This window comes from Pseudomonadota bacterium (assembly GCA_016719885.1).
GTDB lineage: Bacteria > Pseudomonadota > Gammaproteobacteria.
In genome coordinates, this window is record JADJYF010000020.1 from 70568 (window position 1) to 90246 (window position 19679).

Here is a 19679-nt window from a genome sequence, read left to right on the forward strand (position 1 = left end):
GAGCACCCTATGGCGACACGACGCGGTACAGCCGGCAAGGATTCCCTGACGGGCAGCAGCAGCGCCGACGTCTTGCTGGGCTTGGCGGGCAACGACACCCTGCGCGGCCTGGCCGGCAACGACAAGCTCGATGGCGGGCTCGGCAACGATGTCCTCGACGGCGGCACCGGTAACGACATCCTGCTGGGCGGGGCCGGCAATGACACGCTGGTGGGCGGCGACGGCAATGACACACTGTCTGGCGGCGACGGTAACGACACGCTGTCCGGCGGCGCCGGTATCGACACCCTGCTGGGTGGCGCCGGCGTTGATCGCGTCATCGGCGGCGATGGCAACGACAGCCTGCGCGGCGACGCCGGCGTCGACAAGCTGGAAGGCGGCGCCGGCATCGACGTGCTGGACGGTGGCAGCGACAACGACACGCTGTTTGGTGGCCTCGGCAACGACACCCTGCGTGGCGGCACCGGCAATGACGTGCTGCGCGGAGAGGCCGGCAACGACCGCCTCGAGGGCGGCAACGGTAACGACACCCTGCTCGGCGGCGACCACAACGACGCCTTGTTCGGCGGCAGCGGTAACGACGCCCTGCGCGGCGAGGCCGGCAACGATCGCCTGGAGGGCGAGGCCGGCAACGACACCCTGCTGGGCGGCGACGGCAATGACACCCTGCTCGGCGGCGACGGCGACGACACGCTGTTGGCCGGCACCGGCACCAACAGCCTGAACGGCGGCGCCGGTAGCGACAGCCTGCGCGGCGACACGGGCGCCGACACCCTCGACGGCGGCAGCGGTCGTGACACCCTGCTCGGCGCGAGCGGCAACGACATCCTCGTCTACGACCGCGAAGATGCCAGCCAGGACGGCGGCGCCAACAGCGACACGCTGCGCCTGGTGGCCGCCGGCACCACCCTCGGCACCGCGCGCCTGGAGGATTTCACCTCGTTCGAAACGGTCGACCTGCGCGGCAGCGGCGCCAACGCCATGGCGCTCGACGCCGAACTGGTCGCGCGGCTGTCCGACACCGACACCCTGCGGGTGGTGGCCGGCAGCGACGACAGCGTATTCCTGAATGGTGGCTGGACCGAGGGTGCCAGCGACGCCGGCATCACCACCTATACGCGTCTCGGCAGCACGGTGCAGGTCGAGGCCGGCGCACGCCTGGTGGTGAACGGCGCGTTCGATCTGGGCGATCTCGACGGCGCCAACGGCGCGCGCTTCGATGGCACCACCGGTGGCGCGAGCGGCTTTTCCATCGCCACCGTCGGCGACTTCAACAACGATGGCCTGGACGATTTCATCATCGGCGGCCAAAGCTCGGCGGCCGGCGTGGCGCATGTGGTATTCGGACGCAGTGGCGCGTTCGCCGCGACCGTCACCCTCGACAGCCTCAACGGCAGCGACGGCTTTCGCATCGAGGGCGTGAGCAACGGTGACGCCGCCGGTCAGAGCGTGCGCGGCGCCGGCGATTTCAATGGCGACGGCATCGCCGACCTGCTGGTGGGGGCGGTCACACGGGATGGCGGCGCGCTGAACTCCGGCACCGCTTACCTCATCTTCGGCGGCGCCGCGTTCAACGCCGCCCTGCCGCTCGCCACGCTTGCCGCCAATGACGGCATGGTTTTCGACGGCCTGGGCGCGAACGATCACCTCGGTGTATCGCTGTCGGCGGCCGGCGACATCAACGGCGACGGCTTTGCCGACATCATCCTCGGCGCGCCCGACGCCGCGGCCAATGGCGCGTCCTCGGGCGCGAGCTACGTGGTGTTCGGCGGCGAGTTCAGCGGCGCCTTCGATCTCGGCGCCTTGAACGGCGACAATGGCTTTCGCCTGGTCGGCGCCGCCGCCGGCGACAACGCCGCATTCGTGGCCGGTGTCGGCGACATCAATGGCGACGGCTACGGCGATCTCGTGGTCGGCGCGCCGCGTCATCAAGGCGACGCCGCCGGGTCCGGTTCCAGCTACGTGGTGTTCGGCAAGGCCGATGGCTTCACCACCGACCTCGATCTCGGCAGCCTCGGCGGCGCCGATGGCTTCCGCATCGATGGCGTGGCGCTCAATGACCAATCCGGCTACAGCGTCAGCGGCGCCGGCGACGTCAACGGCGATGGTTTGAACGACCTTTTGATCGGCGCCGGCTACGCCGATCCACAGGGCGCCGAAAGCGGCGCCGCCTACGTGGTGTTCGGCAAATCCACGGGCTTCACCGCCAGCCTGTCCCTGGCCACGCTCGCCGCCGACAGCGGCTTCCGCATCGAAGGCGCCGCGGCCTCGGACCTGGCGGGCTTCAGCATACGTGCGGCCGGCGACGTCAACGGCGACGGGTTCGACGACATGCTGGTCGGCGCACTCGGCGCCAACGGCGGCTTCGGCAGCGCCTACCTGCTGTTCGGCGCCGACAATGGCTCGGCCACCGCCTTCGCCTTGAGCGACATCGACGGCGCCAACGGCCTGCGCTTCGATGGCCTTGCCAACAGCGACAGTCTCGGCAGCGACGTCAGCGCCGCCGGCGACATCAACGGCGATGGTTATGCCGACCTGCTGGTCAGCGCGGCCGGCGCGGACAACAACGGCGCCAACAGCGGCTCGACCTATGTCATCCATGGCCGCGACTTCAACGGCGTGGTCAGCGCCGAAGGTGCGAGCGGCAACGACACCCTCGCCGGCGGCGACGACGCCGACAACCTGGTGGGCGGTCGCGGCAATGACGTCATCGTCGGCGGCGACGGCATCGATGCCCTGCAAGGTGGCGCCGGCGACGACACCCTCACCTTCGACAGCATCGATAGGCGCATCGACGGCGGCAGCGGCAGCGACACGCTGCGCATCGTCAACGGCGGCGCGAGTTTCGATGGCAGCCGTCATCACGTGCGCAACATCGAGAGCATCGACATGCGCGGCGGCGTGGCCAGCACGCTGTCGCTGAATGCGCTCGGCGTGCTGGACGTGGCCGGCGGTTTGCACACGCTGCGCGTGCTCGGCGACAGCAACGATGTCGTCAACCTCGCCGGCAGTTGGACAGCTTCCGTGATCGAGACCGGCTTCACGCATTACGCCGCGGGCCGGGTGTCGGTCGACGTGGCCGACGGCCTGAACGTCATCAGCGGCGGCAGCGTGGCGCTCGCCTCACTCGATGGCATCGACGGCATGCGCATCGACGGCACGGTCGCCAACGACCGCCTCGGCGCCAGCGTCAGCGGCGGCGCGGACGTCAACGGCGACGGCCTGGCCGATATCGTCATCGGCGCGCCCAAGGTCGGTAACGATGTCGGCGCTGCCTATGTCGTGTTCGGCAGTTCGAGCACCAGCGCGGCGACCCTGGCGCTCGCTTCGCTCACTCCCGCCAGCGGTTTTCGTATCGATGGTGCGGGCGACAACGACTGGACCGGCAACGGCGTCGCGCTGGTCGGCGATTTCAACGGCGACGAACTGGGCGCGAGCGAAATCTTGATCGGCGCACCGCACCAGTCGGGCGTGGCGCCACAGCCGGGCGCGAGTTACCTGGTGTTCGGTGGCGCGCAGCCGGTGTTGGCCCCCCTGCAGGTCAATGCGCTGGGCAGCAGCGGCGTGGCGCTCACCGGCATCGAGGACATGGATTACAGCGGCTTTGCCGTGAGTTCGGCCGGTGATTTCAACGGTGACGGCTTTGCCGACCTCGCGACCGTTTCATCGCTGGCCGACCGTGCGGGCGTGGACGATGTCGGCGCCGCCTACCTGATGTTCGGCAGCAATGGCGCGCTCGACGGCAGCGTCGCGCTGGCCACCCTGACCGGCAGCAGCGGCTTCAAGATCGAAGGCGCGAACCTCTACCAGGTGCAAGCCGTCGGCAGCGCCGGTGACATCAACGGCGATGGCCTGGATGATTTGATCCTCGGCGGCGAAACGGCAACCGCCGACACCCGCGCCGAAGGCGGCATGGCCTTCGTGATCTTCGGTGTCGATACCGCGCCGGTGGCGCCATCGACCTCGGCACCAGAGCGCCGATAGCGGCTTTCGCGTCGAGGGACTCGCGGACGGCGATCACCTCGGCGCCAGTGTCGCCGGCATAGGCGACTTCAACGGCGATGGCTTCGACGACATCGCGATCGGCGCGCCCAAGGCCAGCCCGACCGACGCCGGTGCGAGCTACGTGATCTTCGGCCATGCCGGCGCATTCCAGGCGGCCTTCGATCTCACCACGCTGGATGGGAGCAACGGCTTTCGCATCGATGGCGTGACGGCGAACGGCAACAGCGGCCGCGCGGTCAGCGGCGCGGGTGACGTGAACGGCGACGGCTACGCCGACCTGCTGATCGGCGCGCCGGGCCCCGCCAGCGGCGCGGGCACCGGCGCCGGCGCGAGCTTTGTGCTGTTCGGCGCTGGCACGGGCTTCGCGGCGGACTTCAATCTCGCCGCCATCGACGGTCACAACGGCCTGCGCCTCGACGGCCGCACGCCGCCCATAGGCACGGATATCAGCGGCTCGGACGTCAGCGCGGCCGGCGATTTGAATGGCGACGGCTACGGGGACATCCTGGTCGGTGCCCAGGGTTTTGGCGCCGCGCCCGGCAGCGCCTACGTGGTCTACGGCCGCGACTTCACCGGCACCGTCGACCGCCAGGGCGGCAGCGGCAACGACAGCCTGACCGGCAGCAGCGCCGACGAGCAGCTCGTCGGCGGACTCGGCAATGACACGCTCGATGGCGTCAGCGGCGCCGATGTGCTGATAGGCGGCGCCGGTGACGACGTGCTGGTGTGGCACACGGGTGCGCGGCATGTCGACGGCGGCAGCGGCGCCGACACCCTGCGCATCGACGGCGCCAATATCACGCTCGACTTCACGGCGCTCGCCAATCACACCGTGACCGGCGTCGAACGCATCGACCTGACCGGCAGCGGTGACAACGCATTGAATCTCGACTTCCGGGACTTGCTGGCCTTGAGCGATACGCAGAGCTTGCGTATCGATGGCGATACCGACGACGCGGTGACGTCGGCCGGTCAGGGCTGGACTGAAAACTTGGCCGGGCAGGACATCGGCGGCCAGCATTACCGGAGTTACTCACACCTCGGCGGCACCCTGCTGATCGACAGCGATATCACGCAGACCGCGGTGACCTGATCAGGCGGTGCAAATTCGATTGCACATCGCGGTTCAAGGCGCGCGAATGTCAGACTGAAGTCTGACCCACAGGGGATGGCGTCTCAATGTGTGGGTCGGACTTCAGTCCGACATTCGATCCCGCGTGCAAGTCAGCAGCCTCGGGCTAATTCACCGCCCGGTCCGAATTCGCCCAGTACTTTTGGCGGATGACCTTCTTGTCGGTCTTGCCGACCGCGGTCTTGGGAATGGCGTCCCACAGTTCGACGGACTTCGGCGCTTTCATGGCGCCGAGCTTGGCGCGGCAGCGATCCATGATTTCATCGGCGCTCAAGGCGTGGCCGGGCTTCAGCACCACCACCGCCTTGATCGATTCGCCCCATTTCTCATCGGGCACGCCGATCACGGCGCACTCCAGCACTTCGGCCATGGCAAGTATCGGCGCTTCGACCTCGGTGGCGAACACGTTGAAGCCGCCGGTGATGATCATGTCCTTCTTGCGATCGACGATGTAGAGGTAATTGTCCTTGTCCAGATAGCCGACGTCGCCGGTGTGGTGCCAACCGAACTTGCGCGCCTCGACCGTTTCCTCGGGCTTCTCGAAATAACCGGGCGTGACCAAGGGACCGCGGCAGCAGATCTCGCCGCGCTCACCGAGCGGCACCGGCTTGCCGTCGTCGTCGAGGATCGCGACCAGCGTGCCGGAGGTCACCTTGCCGCAGCTCTTGAGGCGTTCCGGATGCTCGCCGCGCGCGGCGGCCGCCACCACTTCCGGCGACAGCATCGACACCAGCATCGGCGCCTCGGCCTGGCCATAGCACTGGCAGATCACCGGGCCGAACACTTCCACGCCGCGGCGGAACTTGTCGGGCGACACCGGCGCCGCCGCGATCAGGACCTGGCGCAGGCTAGAGCAGTCGTAGTCCTTGACGTTCGGATGCTCGAGCAGCGCGTAGTAAGCGGTCGGCGGCAGGAAGATGTGGGTGACCTTGTGCGTCTGGATAGCCTCCAGCACTGCCGTCGCATCGAAGCCCGGCAACACCACGGTGGTCCCGCCGACCGCCGCGAAGATCACGATGATGGCGCCGGCCGCGTGGGTGATGGGCGCGACCGCGAGGTGCACGATGTCGTTTTCACGGCCGGCCACGTAATGCTTGAGGCCGAGCTCGATCATTGTGACGACCGAGGCATTGCTCATTTCCACGCCCTTGGACGGGCCGGTGGTGCCGCCGGTCGGCCAGCGTGAGAAAGGCCCGCTCGGCGCGCCGAAGGGATCGGACCAGTCCGGGATCTCGACGTCCTTGCCGGCCGCGCAAAACGCCGCGAGCGTCGGCACGCCGCAGGCATCGCTGTCGATGCAATAGGCGCCCTTCAATTCCGGCATCATGGCCATGGCCTGCTTGGCGAGATCGGCCACGCTCGAATGGAAGAACAACCAGCGCGTGCGGGTATAGGCCATGTAGGCGCCGTTGGCGCTCGCCGAATTGCGCACGTTGACCGGCACCCACGCGCCACCGGCGCGCATCGATGCGAACACGCACAGCATGGCCAGCGGATCGTTGGGCGAATAGACCGCTATCGAATCGCCGAGCTTGAAGCCGGCCGCGAACAGGCCGCGCGCGATGTCGTCGATGAGCTGCCTGGCGACGTCGAAGGAATAGCTCTGGCCGTTACCGACGAGAAAGGGACGCGCGGGATCGATAGACGCGCCGCGCTCGAAATAGTCTATGGGTCGCATGCCGGACTCTGCTTGATTTCCCTACGGAGATTGCGGCCATGATGCCTATCGAGGCCCGCGCTTTCAATCGCGCGATGCGCGCGTGCGCGGCATCAGTCGCGCAGGTCGAGCGCGGCAACGCGCCGCGGTGTGGCCGCGCACAGGCCGCTCACGGCGAGGCTCAGCGCAATCCACAGCACTTCACGCGCGCGCCTGACCAGCGCGGTCGCCACGCCCAGCGACTGTGTACCGAGCAACCAGTCGACCATCACCAGGATCGCCGCTTCCTGCGCGCCGAGCGAAGCAGGAATGAAGAAGCTCGCGGCGCGCACGCTCTGCACGAAGGCTTCCATGATCCACACGTCGGCGAAGCTGACCTCGGCGCCCAGCGCCTTCAGGATCAGCCATGCCTCGAGCGCACCCAGCACCCACGCCAGCCATGCCGCGCCTATCGACACCAGCAGCGCCGGCCGATGCGCGCGGTAGTAGTCCATGAGCTTGCGATCGATGTCCTCGATCGCGGCAATCGCACGCACCAGGCGCGCGCCCCAGCGCGTGCCGCCGGCGGCGCGCGCCAGGCGCGTCGAGAGTTTGAAATACTGCACGAGGAAGATGGCGGCGGTGCCGGCCACCACCGCCAGCAGCGTGGCCGCGGCGAGCGCCTGCTGGTGGCTGCTCAAACCCGGCCGCCGCCACACCAGCGCCACGCCGATGGCGACGAAAGCGATGAGGGCGAACATGGTGCTGGTGCGCGCGATGACGATGCCGGCGCCGGTGTCGCGCCATGGCACACCGTAGCGGCGTTTCATGAGCCAGGCCTTGACCGGCTCGCCGCCCAGCGCGGCGGTGGGCGTGACGTTGTTGTAGGCGTCGCCGATCATGCGCACCAGCCACAGGCGCGCGAACCAGCGCGGCGTGCGCGGCACCTGCGGCAGCGCCGCCTGCCAGTTGATGACGTCGGCGGCGAAATACACCAGCCACAGCGCGCAGATCTGCGCAAAAGTGCCGAAGCCCACCGCCTCGATGTGCGCGCGCAGCTCGGCGACGTCGGTGCGCCACAGCACCGCCACCAGCAGCGCGAGGCCGAGCACGGGAAACAGCAGTTGGGTGATGCGCACGGGGTGAGGTCCGCTGGGCTGGTCGACAGAGCGCGCAGCTTAGCCGAAATGCGCGGGCCGCCCCATGGCCGCACCGCGTCGCGACACCCTATCGGGGCCTGTCGTGGCCGAGCGGGTTCCGCTAGGCTCGGCAAACATCAACCCGGAGAGCGCGGATGAGCATCGAAGACAACAAGGCCCTGGTGACCCGCTTCTGGCAAACCTTCTCGGCCGGCAGGTACGACGAGGCGGTGGCCATGCTGGCCGATGACGCCACCTGGTGGGTGGCCGGCACCACGGCGCTGTCGCGCACCTATACCAAGAGCGAGTTCGCCCAGTTGCTGTCGCAGGTCACGCCGATGGCGCCGAAAGGGCTCAGCGTCACGCCCACGGCGCTGTGCGCCGAAGGCGATCGGGTATCGGTCGAAGCGGTGTCTTATGGCGAATTCACCAATGGCCGCGTGTACAAGAACGAATACCATTTCATGATGGTGATCCGCGACGGCAAGTTCGTGTCGGTGCGCGAATACCTCGACACCGAGCACGTCACCGCCACGTTCGCGCCCTGAGCGCGACCTCGCTCAGTTCACGATCAGCAAGGGCGGCGCGCACATCTCGTCGAGTTCGACGGCGCTGTGCGCGAGCTGCGGCACGAGGTTGGCCGCCAGCAGCACCAGCTGCGGGTCGCGACGCGCGAGCAGCGCCGGCACCTGCTCGAGCGCAATGCCGTCGGCGCCCGGCCTCACCTTGTGCATCTCGAGCGGCGCGCCGACCGCCGCCGCCAGGCGTCGCGCCAGGATCTCGCAATGCGTGGCGCTGTCGCTGTCATCCACCACCGCCAGCAGGCCGGCGCCGCCTTCACGGCGCGTCGCCGGCGCCGCGCCAGGCAGGAACAGCGCATCAGCGCCCGCGAGCGTGGCGCGCAGCGCCGCCGCCTTGCGCGCGCGCAGCACCTCGAAGCGGCATTGACGCCCGACCACGCGCGTGAGCTCGGCGACGGCCGTCGCCGCCGCCGCCGATTCACGCTGGAAATGCGCTTCGAGGCGCGCGCGATCGATGGGGCGCATGGCGTTGGTCAGGCCACACAGCTCATGGGTGAAAGGCAAGGCCACGGCGTTCAAGAGATCGGCATCCTCGACGAACACCGCGCTGAGCTCCGCCGGTTCGTGATTGCCCAAGGCGCGCACCACCAGGCTCAGCAAGGGCGACGGCAGGTCGCGGCGCGTCAACCAGATGGCGAAGCGCCGCACGCTGAGCTCGCTGCGCCGATCGATGAGTGGCCGATGCGGATCGGCGCGGCCGTTGTCGTTCATGTCAGCGCCTCGCCAGCCGCGGCGCCGCCCTGGCCGAACTGGCGCCTGGCCTGCGCGAAGCTCGCCAGCTGCTCGACCACGCGACGGTTGAGGGAACCCTCGGGATAGCTGCCGTCGGCATCGGGCGTACCGGCCTCCATGCCGGTCAGAAGCGTGATGCCTTCATCGATGCTGTTGACGGCGTGGATGTGAAAGCGGCCGGCGGCGACCGCTTCGACCACGCGCGGACGCAGCATCAGGTGCTTGACGTTGGCGGCCGGGATCAGCACGCCCTGGCTGCCGGTCAGACCGCGCGCGGCGCACACGTCGAAGAAGCCTTCTATCTTGTGATTGACGCCGCCGATGGCCTGCACGTCGCCGAATTGATTGACCGAGCCGGTGACGGCGAGGTCCTGGCGCAACGGCACCTGCGCCAGCGCCGACAGCAACGCGTAGAGCTCGGTCGATGAAGCGCTGTCGCCATCCACGCCGCCGTAGGACTGCTCGAAAGCCAAGGTCGCGGCGAACGAGGCCGGCGCCCATTGCGCATAGCGCGCGGCGATGTAGCCGGCCAGGATCATGACGCCCTTGGAATGCAGTTCACCGCCGAGTTCGGCCTCGCGTTCGATGTCGATGACGGTGCCGCCGCCGAGGCTGACGCGCGCACTGATGCGGGACGGCTTGCCGAAAGCCTGGTCGCCGACGGCCATCACCGCCAGGCCATTGATCTGGCCGATGCGCGTGCCGCTGGTATCGATGAGCAAGGTGTCGCGCAGGATCTCTTCCTGGATGCGTTCCGAGATGCGGCCCTTGCGCCACGCCTGGCGCTCGATGGCCTGCTCGACGTCGGCGCGTTCGATTGCAGCGACGCCGCGCTTGCGCGCCCAGTAATCCGCCTCGCGCACCAGGTCGATGGCGCGGCGCAATTCGGTGGACAGCTTGTCGGCGTCTTCCGCCCAGCGCGCCGCTTCCTCGATGACGCGCGCCACCGCGTCGCGCACCAGCGGCAGCAGCGCATCCTTGCGCGCGGCACCCGCCACGAGGCGCGCGAACTCCAACTGCGCGGCATCACTGCGTGAAGTGCGGTCATCGAATTCGGCGACCACCTTGAAGAAGTCGTCGAACTCCGGATCCATCTCGCGCAACAGGTAGTACAGGCGCGGCGCGCCGATCAGGATGACCTTGAGCTTGACCGGGATCGGCGCCGGCTCCAGCGACACCGTCGAGGCAAAGCCATAGGCCTGTTCCAGCGGCACGATGCGTATGTGGCCGTTGCGCAGTGTTTCCTTGAGCGCGTCCCAGGCAAACGGCTCGGACAACAGGCGCAGCGCGTTCATGACCAGGTAGCCGCCGTTGGCCTGGTGCAGGGCGCCGGCGCGAATGAGCTTGAAATCGGTGGTCAGCGCGCCGAAGCGCGCGCGGTGTTCAATCTTGCCGAGCAGGCGTCCGTAGGACGGCCGCTCTTCGATCACCACCGGCGCGCCGTCCTGCGGTTCGCGCGACACCAGCACGTTGATGCCGTAGCGCCGCTGCACGCGCGAATCGCCCGGCTCCTCGCCATCCAGATCGAGGCGCAAGGGCATGCCGGCCGCCTGCCCTTCCGGCTCGCGCAGCAGTTCGTAATGGCTGGTCAGATCGGCGCGCATCATTTCCAGGTATTCACGCGCCGCCGGCACCGCCTCGAACTCGGCATCGACTTCCGCCACCAGCCGTCGTATGGCGAGATCGGCCACCTCGTGATCGAGTTGGCGGATGCGTTCACGCGCGCCGCGCAAACGTTCGGGGGTGTGCTGCATGGTCTCCTGGAACAGCTTGCCGACTTCCTCCACCGCGTTCTGCAAGGTCGCCTGCTGCTCGGCCGTGAGCTTCTCGAATTCCTCGGGCCCGAGCACCGCGCCATTGACCACCGGCGCGAACACCATGCCGTTCGGTGTCTGCATGATGCGGATATTGCGTTCGCGCGCCGCCTGCTGCACCTGTTCGAAGGCGCGGCCCTGGCTTTCCTCGAACTCGCGTTCGATGCCCTGGCGACGATTGCGATATTCCTCGCTGCCGAAGGCCGCGCCGACCGCCGCCTGCACTTCGACCAGGCAGCGCTCGACCGCCTGCGCCAGGCGTTTGCCGACGCCGGCCGGCAGCGCCAGGGCGCGCGGGCGCGCCGCGTCGTTGAAGTCGTTGACGTAACACCAGTCGGCGGGCGCCGGATCGCCGGCCGACAATTGCTTCAAGAAATCGCCGACGAAGCTGCGGCGGCCGGTGCCGGCCGGCCCCATCACGAACAGGTTGTGGCCCGGCAGGCGCATCTCGACGCCGAAGCGGATCGCTTCGATGGCGCGCTGCTGACCGAAAGGCGCGCTGCCGTCGTCGAGTTCGGCGGTGGTGGCGAAAGGCAGGGCGTCCGGCGCGCAGGCGCGATACAGCGCGACGGGTGCCAAGGCGGTGGTAGCGGTCATGCGTGCAATCTCTCCCCGGTGCCGCGCGGTCGCGCGCCCGTGCAGCTTAACCGCATCGCGGCCGGACTCGCTGATCGATATCAAGGCCGGGCCGCCACTTGCCCGCGGCCACCGTGCGTCCATTAGAATCGCCGCTTGGTTCGACGTAGTACGCGCCGCCCGACCGAGCGTGTCGGGCACAGGCGTGTTCCCTTGCAGCGCTGGAGCAGGTTTTCATGACAACGACACAGGGCGGCCCCGCGGCCGCGGCCAGGAATGTGGATGCAGTGGTGATCGGGGCCGGTTTCGCCGGCCTGTACGCGGTCCATCGCCTGCGCGAAATGGGGCTCTCGGTGCAGGGCTTCGAACGCGGCAGCGGCGTCGGCGGCACCTGGTACTGGAATCGCTATCCCGGCGCCGGTTCGGATTCCGAGTCGTGGGTGTATTCCTATACCTTCTCCTCGGAACTCGAACAGGAATGGACCTGGAGTTCACGCTTTCTGCCGCAGTCGGAGATCCTGCGCTATCTGCAGCACGTCGCCGAACGCTTCGATCTCAACCGTTCGTTTCAATTCCATACCGCCGTCAACGGCGCGAGCTATGACGAGGCGAGCAATCGCTGGCTGGTGAAGACCGACAAGGGCGACACCCTCGCCGCCAGCTACCTCATCACCGCCGTCGGCTGCCTGTCGGCCGCCGCGGTGCCGAACATCGCCGGCCGTGACGACTTCAAGGGCCGCTGGTATCACACCGGTGAATGGCCGCACGAGGGCGTCGACTTCAGCGGCAAGCGCGTCGGCGTGATCGGCACCGGCTCGTCCGGCATCCAGGCCATCCCCGTCATCGCGCGCCAGGCCAAGCACCTGACGGTGTTCCAGCGCACACCGAATTTCAGCGTGCCGGCGCGCAACCGCGCGCTGACGCCCGAGGAAGTCGCGAACCTCAAGCGCAACATCAAGGAGATCCGCGAATTCTGCCGCTGGTCGACCATCGGCCAGCCCTATGACTTCCAGAACCAGAACGCACTGGACCTCGACGCCGACACGCTGCGTCAGCAACTCGAAGCGAATTGGCGCAAGGGCGGCTTCGAATGGATGTTCGGCGGCTTCCCCGACATGCTCTACGACCAGCGCGCCAATGACATCGCGGCGGATTTCGTGCGCGAGAAGATCCGGCAGACCGTCAAGGATCCCAAGCTCGCCGAGAAGCTCATTCCGGCCGGCTACCCGATAGCCACCAAGCGTCTGCCGCTCGACAGTGGTTATTTCGAAACCTTCAACCGCGACAACGTGACGCTGGTCGACCTGCGCGACACGCCTATCGAGCGCATCGTCGCCGACGGCGTGCGCACCAGCGACAAGACCCATGAACTCGACATCATCGTGTTCGCCACCGGCTTCGATGCGCTGACCGGCCCGCTCACGCGCGTCGGCATCCGCGGCCGCCAGGGCCGCAAGCTCGAGGACAAGTGGGCGGAAGGCCCGCGCACCTACCTCGGCGTCGCGAGCGAAGGCTTTCCCAATCTTTTCATGATCACCGGTCCCGGCAGCCCGTCGGTGCTCGGCAACATGCCGACCTCCATCGAGCAGCACGTCGACTGGGTGTGCGGACTCATCGCGCACCTGCGCGGCCAGGGCGCGGCGCACGCCGAACCGACCACCCAGGCGGAAGACAACTGGAGCCAGCACGTGCAGGAGCTCGCCGACGCCACGCTGTTTCCGCAGGCCGACTCCTGGTATCTCGGCGCCAACATCCCCGGCAAGCCGCGCGTGTTCCTGCCCTACATCGGCGGCTTCGGCACCTACCGCAAGCTGTGCAACGAAGTGGCCGACAAGGGCTACGAGGGCTTTGCCATCGCTTAGGCGACGAACCCGGGACCACGCACCACCATGACATCAGCGCCGACGCTCGCGGCCGTGGTGGAGGCGTTTCGCGCGCGCCTCGTCGCGCGTGGCGAGGGCGCCGACGCGCGGCTGGTCGAAACCCATATCTCGCTGGTGCTGTTGGCCGGCGAGTTCGCCTACAAGTTCAAGAAGCCGGTCGACTTCGGTTTCGTCGACTTCACCACGCTCGAACGGCGCAAGTATTTCTGCGCGCGCGAAGTGACGCTCAACGTGCGCCACGCGCCGCGCATCTATCTCGGTGTCGAGACCGTCGAAGCGCTGGGCGTCACCGAGTACGCGGTACGCATGCGGCGCTTCGGTGACGAGGCGACGCTCACGCAACTGCTGGCGCGCGATGGCGTGACGGCCGAGCAGATGGCCGCCTTCGCGCGCGCCCTCGCCGCACAGCACGCCGCCGCGCCACGCGCCGACGGGCCGTTGGGCAACGCTGCCCTCGCCCGCCAACAGATCGAAGCCTGCCAGGCGGGACCGCTCGCGGCCTTGTTACCCGACGCGCTGCGCACGGCGCTGCAGGCGCGGCTCGATGCCGCCATGCCGCTGCTCGCCGCGCGCCATGCCGAAGGCCATGTGCGCGACTGCCATGGCGATCTGCATGGCGGCAACGTGGTGGAGTTCGACGGCGAGCTGCAGGCCTTCGACTGCATCGAGTTCAACGACGAGTTGCGCGTCATCGACACCCTGTCCGACGCCGCCTTCCTGTTGATGGATCTCGATTACCACGGCGCCGCGCACCTCGCACATGCCTTCCTGAACGCCTACCTGGAACAGGCCGACGATTACGCGGGCTTGGCCCTGCTGCCCCTGTACTGCGCGTACCGGGCCTTGGTGCGGGCCAAGGTCGCCTTGCTGCGCGCCGCGCAGGATGCCGGCGCCGCGCACGCCGCGCGCGCCGATGCCGAGCGCCACGTCGAGCTCGCGCAACGCTACCTGGTGCCTCACGGCGTCGCCGGCCTGGTGCTGACCCATGGCGTATCGGGCAGCGGCAAGAGTCATCACGCGCGCCGCCTGGCCGCGCGCGCCGGCTTCATCCACCTGCGCTCCGACATCGAACGGCGGCGGCTGGCCGGTCTCGCGCTCGATGCGCGCAGCGACAGCGCGCCGGGTGCCGGCCTGTATGGCCCGGATATGAACGCCGCCACCTATGCGCGGCTGTTGACGCTGGCGCGCCACGCCTTGCAAGCGGGCTACAGCGTGGTGGTGGACGCGACCTTCCTGACCGTCAAGGAGCGCGCGCCGTTCCTGGAACTTGCCGCCGCGCTGCGCGTGCCGCTGCACATCCTGGCTTGCCGCGCGAGCGATGATGAATTGCGCCGTCGCGTGGCAACGCGCGCCGCGCAAGGCAATGACGCGTCGGAAGCGACGCTGCCCGTGCTCGAGCGGCAGCTACGATCGATTGAAGGCTTGAACGCGCGCGAAAGCGCGCTGGCGGTCGAGGCCGACAGCCTCGATGACAGTGATGTGGCCGTGGCCGCGCTGGGGCGGCCACGGGCGCATTAAAAGTGTTGGCGGCGCCGCGCGCCGCGCAGCCTACTCGGTGAGCTGCACGTAACCGCGCTTGACGGCGTGTTCCAGCGCCGCGAACCCGTCCATGGCTTCGGTGTAGGCCTGGCGCAGACGCGCCAGTTCCAGCGCCGCATCGGTGGGAATGCATTCGCTGTGACAGTTCTTGCCGAGATCGAGCACGGTGTACAGGTAGCGGGCGCGCAAACAGGCCACCATTTTCACCACGTTGATGAATGCGGTCTTGGTGATGCTGCCGGTGACCGAGCTGATCTGGCTGCGGTTGATGGCGGCTATGGACTGCTCCAGCTCGTGGTGCAATCGGCGGTGGTCGAATTCGTCATCGGTACTCAACATGCTCGGGTCTCCTCGGCGACAAAGCCCCCCCCGCGAACACGGACACAGGGGCTCTCGAGACCTTTAGCGGCAGGCTGGGGGAAAATTGTAGGTGCGAATTCATTCGCACATTGAAGGGCAGGCGAGGCGTTCAGGGCGCCCACGGATGTGCGAATGAATTCGTGCCTACAGGGGCGGCCGTCGCCCTAGTAGCGCCGCTCCTCCAGCGGCGGCGGCGAATACTGGTAAAGCCAGGTTTCGCTCAAGGGCACGCCGTCGAACTCGAGGTAGAGCTTGATGTTGATGGGGTCGGTGGATTCGTCCGGCACCAGGTCGAAGATCGCACGGTAGCCGCCAATCGCATCCAGCGGGCGGCACGAGGCGGTCTCGAAGCTGCCGCGCGACAGTTCCAGTTTCAGGTCGAGCTTGGCGTCACGCGCCAGCAACGGCAGCTTGCCGCCGGCGAAATCGATGGCGAAGCGCCACGAGAATTTCTCGCGCTTGTTGCCCACCACGCCGCCGATACCGGTGCGGGTCGCCACCACGCTCGCGAGGTGGGTGGTCACCGGCGGCTTGTGTCCCCAGTGCAGACGATAGCCGTACAGCACCTCGTCTCCGGCGGCGGGCGCCTTGTCGGGGTGCCAGAAGGCGACGATGTTGTCCGAGGTCTCGTCGGCGGTCGGCAGTTCGACCAGCACCACGCCACCCGCGCCCCAGTCGCCCTTGGGCTCCACCCACACGCCGGGCCGCCGCTCGTAGAACACGCCGTCGTCCTGGTAGTGATCGAAGTTGCGATCGCGCTGCAACAGGCCGAAGCCGCGCGGCGCATGATCGCTGTACTGGTTGTAACGCAGGTGACGCGGATTCTCGAGCGGCCGCCAGATCCACTCGCCGTTGCCGGTCCACATCGCGAGCCCGTCGGAATCATGGATCTCGGGACGGATGTCGTTGGCCAGGCGCCGGTCGTTCTCGCCGGTCTGGTACATGCTGGTCAAGGGCGCGATGCCGATGCGCTCGATGGTCTTGCGCGGATACAGCGCGGCATCGATGTCCATCACCATGTTCTCGCCCGGCACCATTTCGATGCGATAGGCGCCGGCGCAGCTCGGTGAATCGAGCAGCGCATAGATCACGAGGTGAAAGCCGCCGAGCGGCGGGCGCTCCAGCCAGAAGTGCGTGAAGTACGGAAACTCCTCCGGCGTGTCGATGCCGGTGTCGATGGCCAGCCCGCGCACCGACATGCCGTACTGCCGTTCGGCGCCGACCGCGCGGAAGTAGCTCGCGCCGAGAAACGCGGCCACGTCGATGTCGGGATTGGTCTCGTCGATGACGCGGAATCCGGCGTAACCGATGTCGGGACTGAACTGGCTGCCGTCGATGCCGCTCTTGCTGAAATCGAAGGCGGCCGGGTTGTAGGCAATCGGCGTGGCGTTGCCGTCCACCACTTCGAACAGGTGCACGGGACGCTTGAAGATGAAGCCGGGATGGAAGAAGCGCACTTCGAGACCGCGCTTCTCGCCATGCCACAGCGAATGATCCGGCCGGTAGTGAATGAGCTGGTAATGCGCGTAGTCGACATCGAGCAGCGCTTGCGGCAGCTCGCCCTGGTGCTCGTCGTAGGCCTGGCTGGCGAGGGTCCGCGCCTGGCCTTTCAGCCACGCGTAGTCGAAGCCTTGGGCGGGCGGTGCGGGCAACACCAGGGAGGCCGCGGGGAGATTGCGCCAGGCGCCGGCCAGCGCCATGAATTTCAACAATGAACGGCGATGCATGTGCGCTTGGTGTGGCCAGCGAAAGCCGGCCCGTCATTCCAGAATGGGCGGACCGCCAGATTACGGCATCCTTGCCAGCAGGCAAACCCCGCGCGTCACGTCACGCGCGCAGCGTGCCGCCGTGCACTCAACCGCTGGCGCGCTCGCTCGCCATCCATCTGCGCAGGAAGCGCAAGGCGTCCTTGTTGCCGCAATCGTCGACCGCGAGCGCCTTGCCATCGGGACCATAGATCTCGATATGGGGCGTGCCGCAGATGTTGTAACTGTTCATGCGCTGCTCCATGCCCAGCGCATCGCCGAGCGGCCAGCTGATGCCGCGCTCGGGATAGTGCACGCGCATCACCACCACGTCGTTGCGCGCAGCGAGAAAGGGCGGCAGGTCGCGCTCCAATTGTTTGCAGATGGAACAGGTGTTGATATAAACCTCGACCACGGTATACACGCCATCGCCGGCCAACGACGACAAGGGCGCTTCGGCCTCGAACAGCGGCACGAAGTCCTGGCTCACCATCGGTTTGCCGCTGCGCTCGGCGGCCGGCGCCGGCATCGAGAACGTAGTCTCGCGATGCGCGCTGAAATACCACGTGAGCGCGGCCGCGCAGGCCACGCCGAACACCGTCTTTGGAGTCATGTTGAATTCCACGCACCTGCACGCCAAGCCTTGCCACCCGGCGACGGTGGACGCACCGCGCCTGGCACGCCCAGGCGGTAGCGGCGTGGCGGCACGCGTGCTTGAACACCCGCGAGGTCCCGGCCATGAATGACGACGATATCCGCCAGCGCGCCGCCGAACTGATGGCCGCCCATGCCGCGCGCCAGCCCTTCACGCCGTTCACGGCCGACGCGGCCCTGCCCTCCCTCGCCGACGCCTACGCGGTGCAGCGCACCTATGTCGCCAGCCTCGCGGCGCAACTCGACACGCACATCGCCGGCTACAAGATTGGCCTGACCTCGCCGCGCATGCAGGCCATGTGCGGCATCGACAGCCCCATCGCCGGCCGCGTGCTGGCCTCGCGCCTGCTCGGCGACGGCGCCTGCCTGCGTCGCGCCGATTACGGACGCCTCGGCATCGAGTTCGAGATCGGCGTGCGCATGGGCGCCGACCTGCCGGCCGCCGCCGCGCCCCACGACTTCGAGCGCGTGGCCGCGGCGGTGGCGGCGGTCTGCGTGGCGGTGGAAGTGGTGGACGACCGCGCGGCGCAATACCAGGGCCTGGACATGGCCTCGCTGGTCGCCGACAACTCGTGGAACGCGGGTGTGATCCTCGGCGAGTGGCAAAGCCGCTGGCCCAATCTGCCGGACCTGCTCGGCGTGGTGAGCCGCAACGGCGTGACGGTCGACCAGGGCCACGGACGTGACGTGCTCGGCCATCCCTTCCACGCCTTGACGTGGCTGGCCAACCACCTCGCCGACAGCGGCGAGGGCTTGCGCGCCGGCGACGTGGTCGCCACCGGCAGCATCGTGCCGACGCGCTTCCCGCTGGAAGCGGAACAGTATCGCTACAGCATCGCCGGCCTCGGCGCGCTGTCATTTTCAATAGTCGATTGACGCGACCGTGAGCGAAGTCCGCGACAGCGACGCCGCCGCGCTCGCCAATCGCCTGCGCAAGAACGCGCGCCACCTGGCGCGCTGGGCGCGGCGTGAAGCGCTGGAGGCCTACCGGCTCTACGACCGCGACATCCCCGAGTTTCCCTACGCCATCGACATCTACGCCGACTGGCTGCACGTACAGCTGTTCGAAGGCAAGCGCCCAGTCACGGACCATGACATCGCTGCCCACCTCGCGGCCATCGGCGCCGCGCTCGACGTGCCGCGCGAGCGCATCGCGCTCAAGCTGCGCCGCCGCCAGCGCGGCAGCTCACAGTACGAGAAGCTCGCCGACGATGGCCCATCCTTCACCGTGCGCGAGCGCGGCCACCTGTTCGAAGTGAACCTCACGCGCTACCTGGACAGCGGCCTATTCCTCGATCATCGCGACACGCGGCGCATGGTGGCGGCGGCGGCGCCGGGCAAGCGCGTGCTGAACCTGTTCGCCTACACCGGCAGTTTCACGGTGTACGCGGCCTGCGCCGGCGCCGAACGCACGGTGACCGTCGACATGTCCCATACCTACCAGGACTGGACGGCACGCAATCTCAGGCTGAACGGTATCGATGATTTCGAACGTCATCGGCTCGTGACCGAGGACGTGATGGCGTGGCTGGGCGCAGCCACCTACGCGCGCGAACGCTACGACGTGATCGTGCTCGACCCGCCGAGCTTCTCCAATTCCAAGCGCATGCAGGACAGCTTCGACGTGCAGCGCGACCAGGCGCCGCTGCTGGCGGCGAGCGTGAGATTGCTGGCGCCCGGCGGAGTGCTGTATTTCTCCAACAACCGACAGGGCTTCAAGCTCGACGCCGAGGTGGCGCGGCTCGCGCATTTCGAAGACATCACGGCGCGCACGGTGCCGGAGGATTTCAAACGTCGCCCGCCGCATCGCTGCTGGCGGGTGACGCGGGCGTAAGAACTCGACTGGGTAGACATTGTAGGTGCGAATTCATTCGCACATTGCA

14 protein-coding genes are annotated in these 19679 nt (G+C 67.8%); 7 read left to right on the plus strand and 7 right to left on the minus strand.

The genetic code is table 11. The features are described 5' to 3' along the window. Positions 1–9: 9 nt before the first annotated feature. Together IPM80_19610 and IPM80_19615 are read left to right on the plus strand one after the other, a co-directional pair. Positions 10–3984, plus strand: a complete 3975-nt coding sequence (locus IPM80_19610; protein MBK8960558.1) for an FG-GAP repeat protein — start codon at positions 10–12, stop codon at positions 3982–3984. After that, positions 3932–5098, plus strand: coding sequence for an FG-GAP repeat protein (locus IPM80_19615; GenBank protein MBK8960559.1), 1167 nt, complete (start codon positions 3932–3934; stop codon positions 5096–5098). Before IPM80_19610 ends, IPM80_19615 begins: the two co-directional genes overlap by 53 nt. A gap of 145 nt (positions 5099–5243) precedes the next feature. On the opposite strand, the gene IPM80_19620 is transcribed toward IPM80_19615, so the two are convergent. Both IPM80_19620 and IPM80_19625 read right to left on the minus strand, forming a co-directional pair. After that, positions 5244–6815, minus strand: coding sequence for an AMP-binding protein (locus IPM80_19620; GenBank protein MBK8960560.1), 1572 nt, complete (start codon positions 6813–6815; stop codon positions 5244–5246). A 92-nt stretch (positions 6816–6907) separates the two neighbouring features. Beyond that, positions 6908–7912, minus strand: a complete 1005-nt coding sequence (locus IPM80_19625) for a flippase-like domain-containing protein (GenBank protein ID MBK8960561.1) — start codon at positions 7910–7912, stop codon at positions 6908–6910. Positions 7913–8067: 155 nt separating this feature from the next. Here IPM80_19625 and IPM80_19630 point away from each other — a divergent pair, with 155 nt between their 5' ends. After that, the gene (locus IPM80_19630; protein ID MBK8960562.1) at positions 8068–8460 is read left to right on the plus strand and encodes a nuclear transport factor 2 family protein; all 393 of its coding nucleotides are present in this window, start codon (positions 8068–8070) and stop codon (positions 8458–8460) included. A 12-nt stretch (positions 8461–8472) separates the two neighbouring features. Here IPM80_19630 and IPM80_19635 read toward each other — a convergent pair whose 3' ends face one another. Together IPM80_19635 and IPM80_19640 are read right to left on the minus strand one after the other, a co-directional pair. Continuing rightward, entirely contained in the window at positions 8473–9204 is a 732-nt protein-coding gene (locus tag IPM80_19635) for a hypothetical protein (GenBank protein MBK8960563.1), read from the minus strand. Continuing rightward, positions 9201–11636 (minus strand): AAA family ATPase, encoded by a 2436-nt coding sequence (locus IPM80_19640; GenBank protein ID MBK8960564.1) that lies wholly within the window; start codon positions 11634–11636, stop codon positions 9201–9203. Before IPM80_19640 ends, IPM80_19635 begins: the two co-directional genes overlap by 4 nt. Positions 11637–11851: 215 nt before the next feature. Here IPM80_19640 and IPM80_19645 point away from each other — a divergent pair, with 215 nt between their 5' ends. Continuing rightward, positions 11852–13477, plus strand: coding sequence for an NAD(P)/FAD-dependent oxidoreductase (locus IPM80_19645; GenBank protein MBK8960565.1), 1626 nt, complete (start codon positions 11852–11854; stop codon positions 13475–13477). 27 nt (positions 13478–13504) lie between these two features. Further along, the gene (locus IPM80_19650; protein ID MBK8960566.1) at positions 13505–15016 is read left to right on the plus strand and encodes an AAA family ATPase; all 1512 of its coding nucleotides are present in this window, start codon (positions 13505–13507) and stop codon (positions 15014–15016) included. A 30-nt stretch (positions 15017–15046) separates the two neighbouring features. On the opposite strand, the gene IPM80_19655 is transcribed toward IPM80_19650, so the two are convergent. The 3 genes from IPM80_19655 to IPM80_19665 form a co-directional block, all read right to left on the minus strand. Then, complete coding sequence (locus tag IPM80_19655) at positions 15047–15376, minus strand: hypothetical protein (GenBank protein MBK8960567.1); 330 nt, start codon at positions 15374–15376, stop codon at positions 15047–15049. A 185-nt stretch (positions 15377–15561) separates the two neighbouring features. Then, positions 15562–17124 (minus strand): glucan biosynthesis protein D, encoded by a 1563-nt coding sequence (locus tag IPM80_19660; protein ID MBK8960568.1) that lies wholly within the window; start codon positions 17122–17124, stop codon positions 15562–15564. A 127-nt stretch (positions 17125–17251) separates the two neighbouring features. Next, positions 17252–17755: a hypothetical protein gene (locus tag IPM80_19665; GenBank protein MBK8960569.1), complete on the minus strand. Its 504-nt coding sequence runs from the start codon at positions 17753–17755 to the stop codon at positions 17252–17254. 125 nt (positions 17756–17880) lie between these two features. On the opposite strand from IPM80_19665, the gene IPM80_19670 reads away from it, so the two are divergent. Continuing rightward, entirely contained in the window at positions 17881–18672 is a 792-nt protein-coding gene (locus IPM80_19670) for a fumarylacetoacetate hydrolase family protein (protein MBK8960570.1), read from the plus strand. A gap of 7 nt (positions 18673–18679) precedes the next feature. Next, positions 18680–19630, plus strand: coding sequence for a class I SAM-dependent methyltransferase (locus tag IPM80_19675; GenBank protein MBK8960571.1), 951 nt, complete (start codon positions 18680–18682; stop codon positions 19628–19630). Positions 19631–19679: the final 49 nt, after the last annotated feature.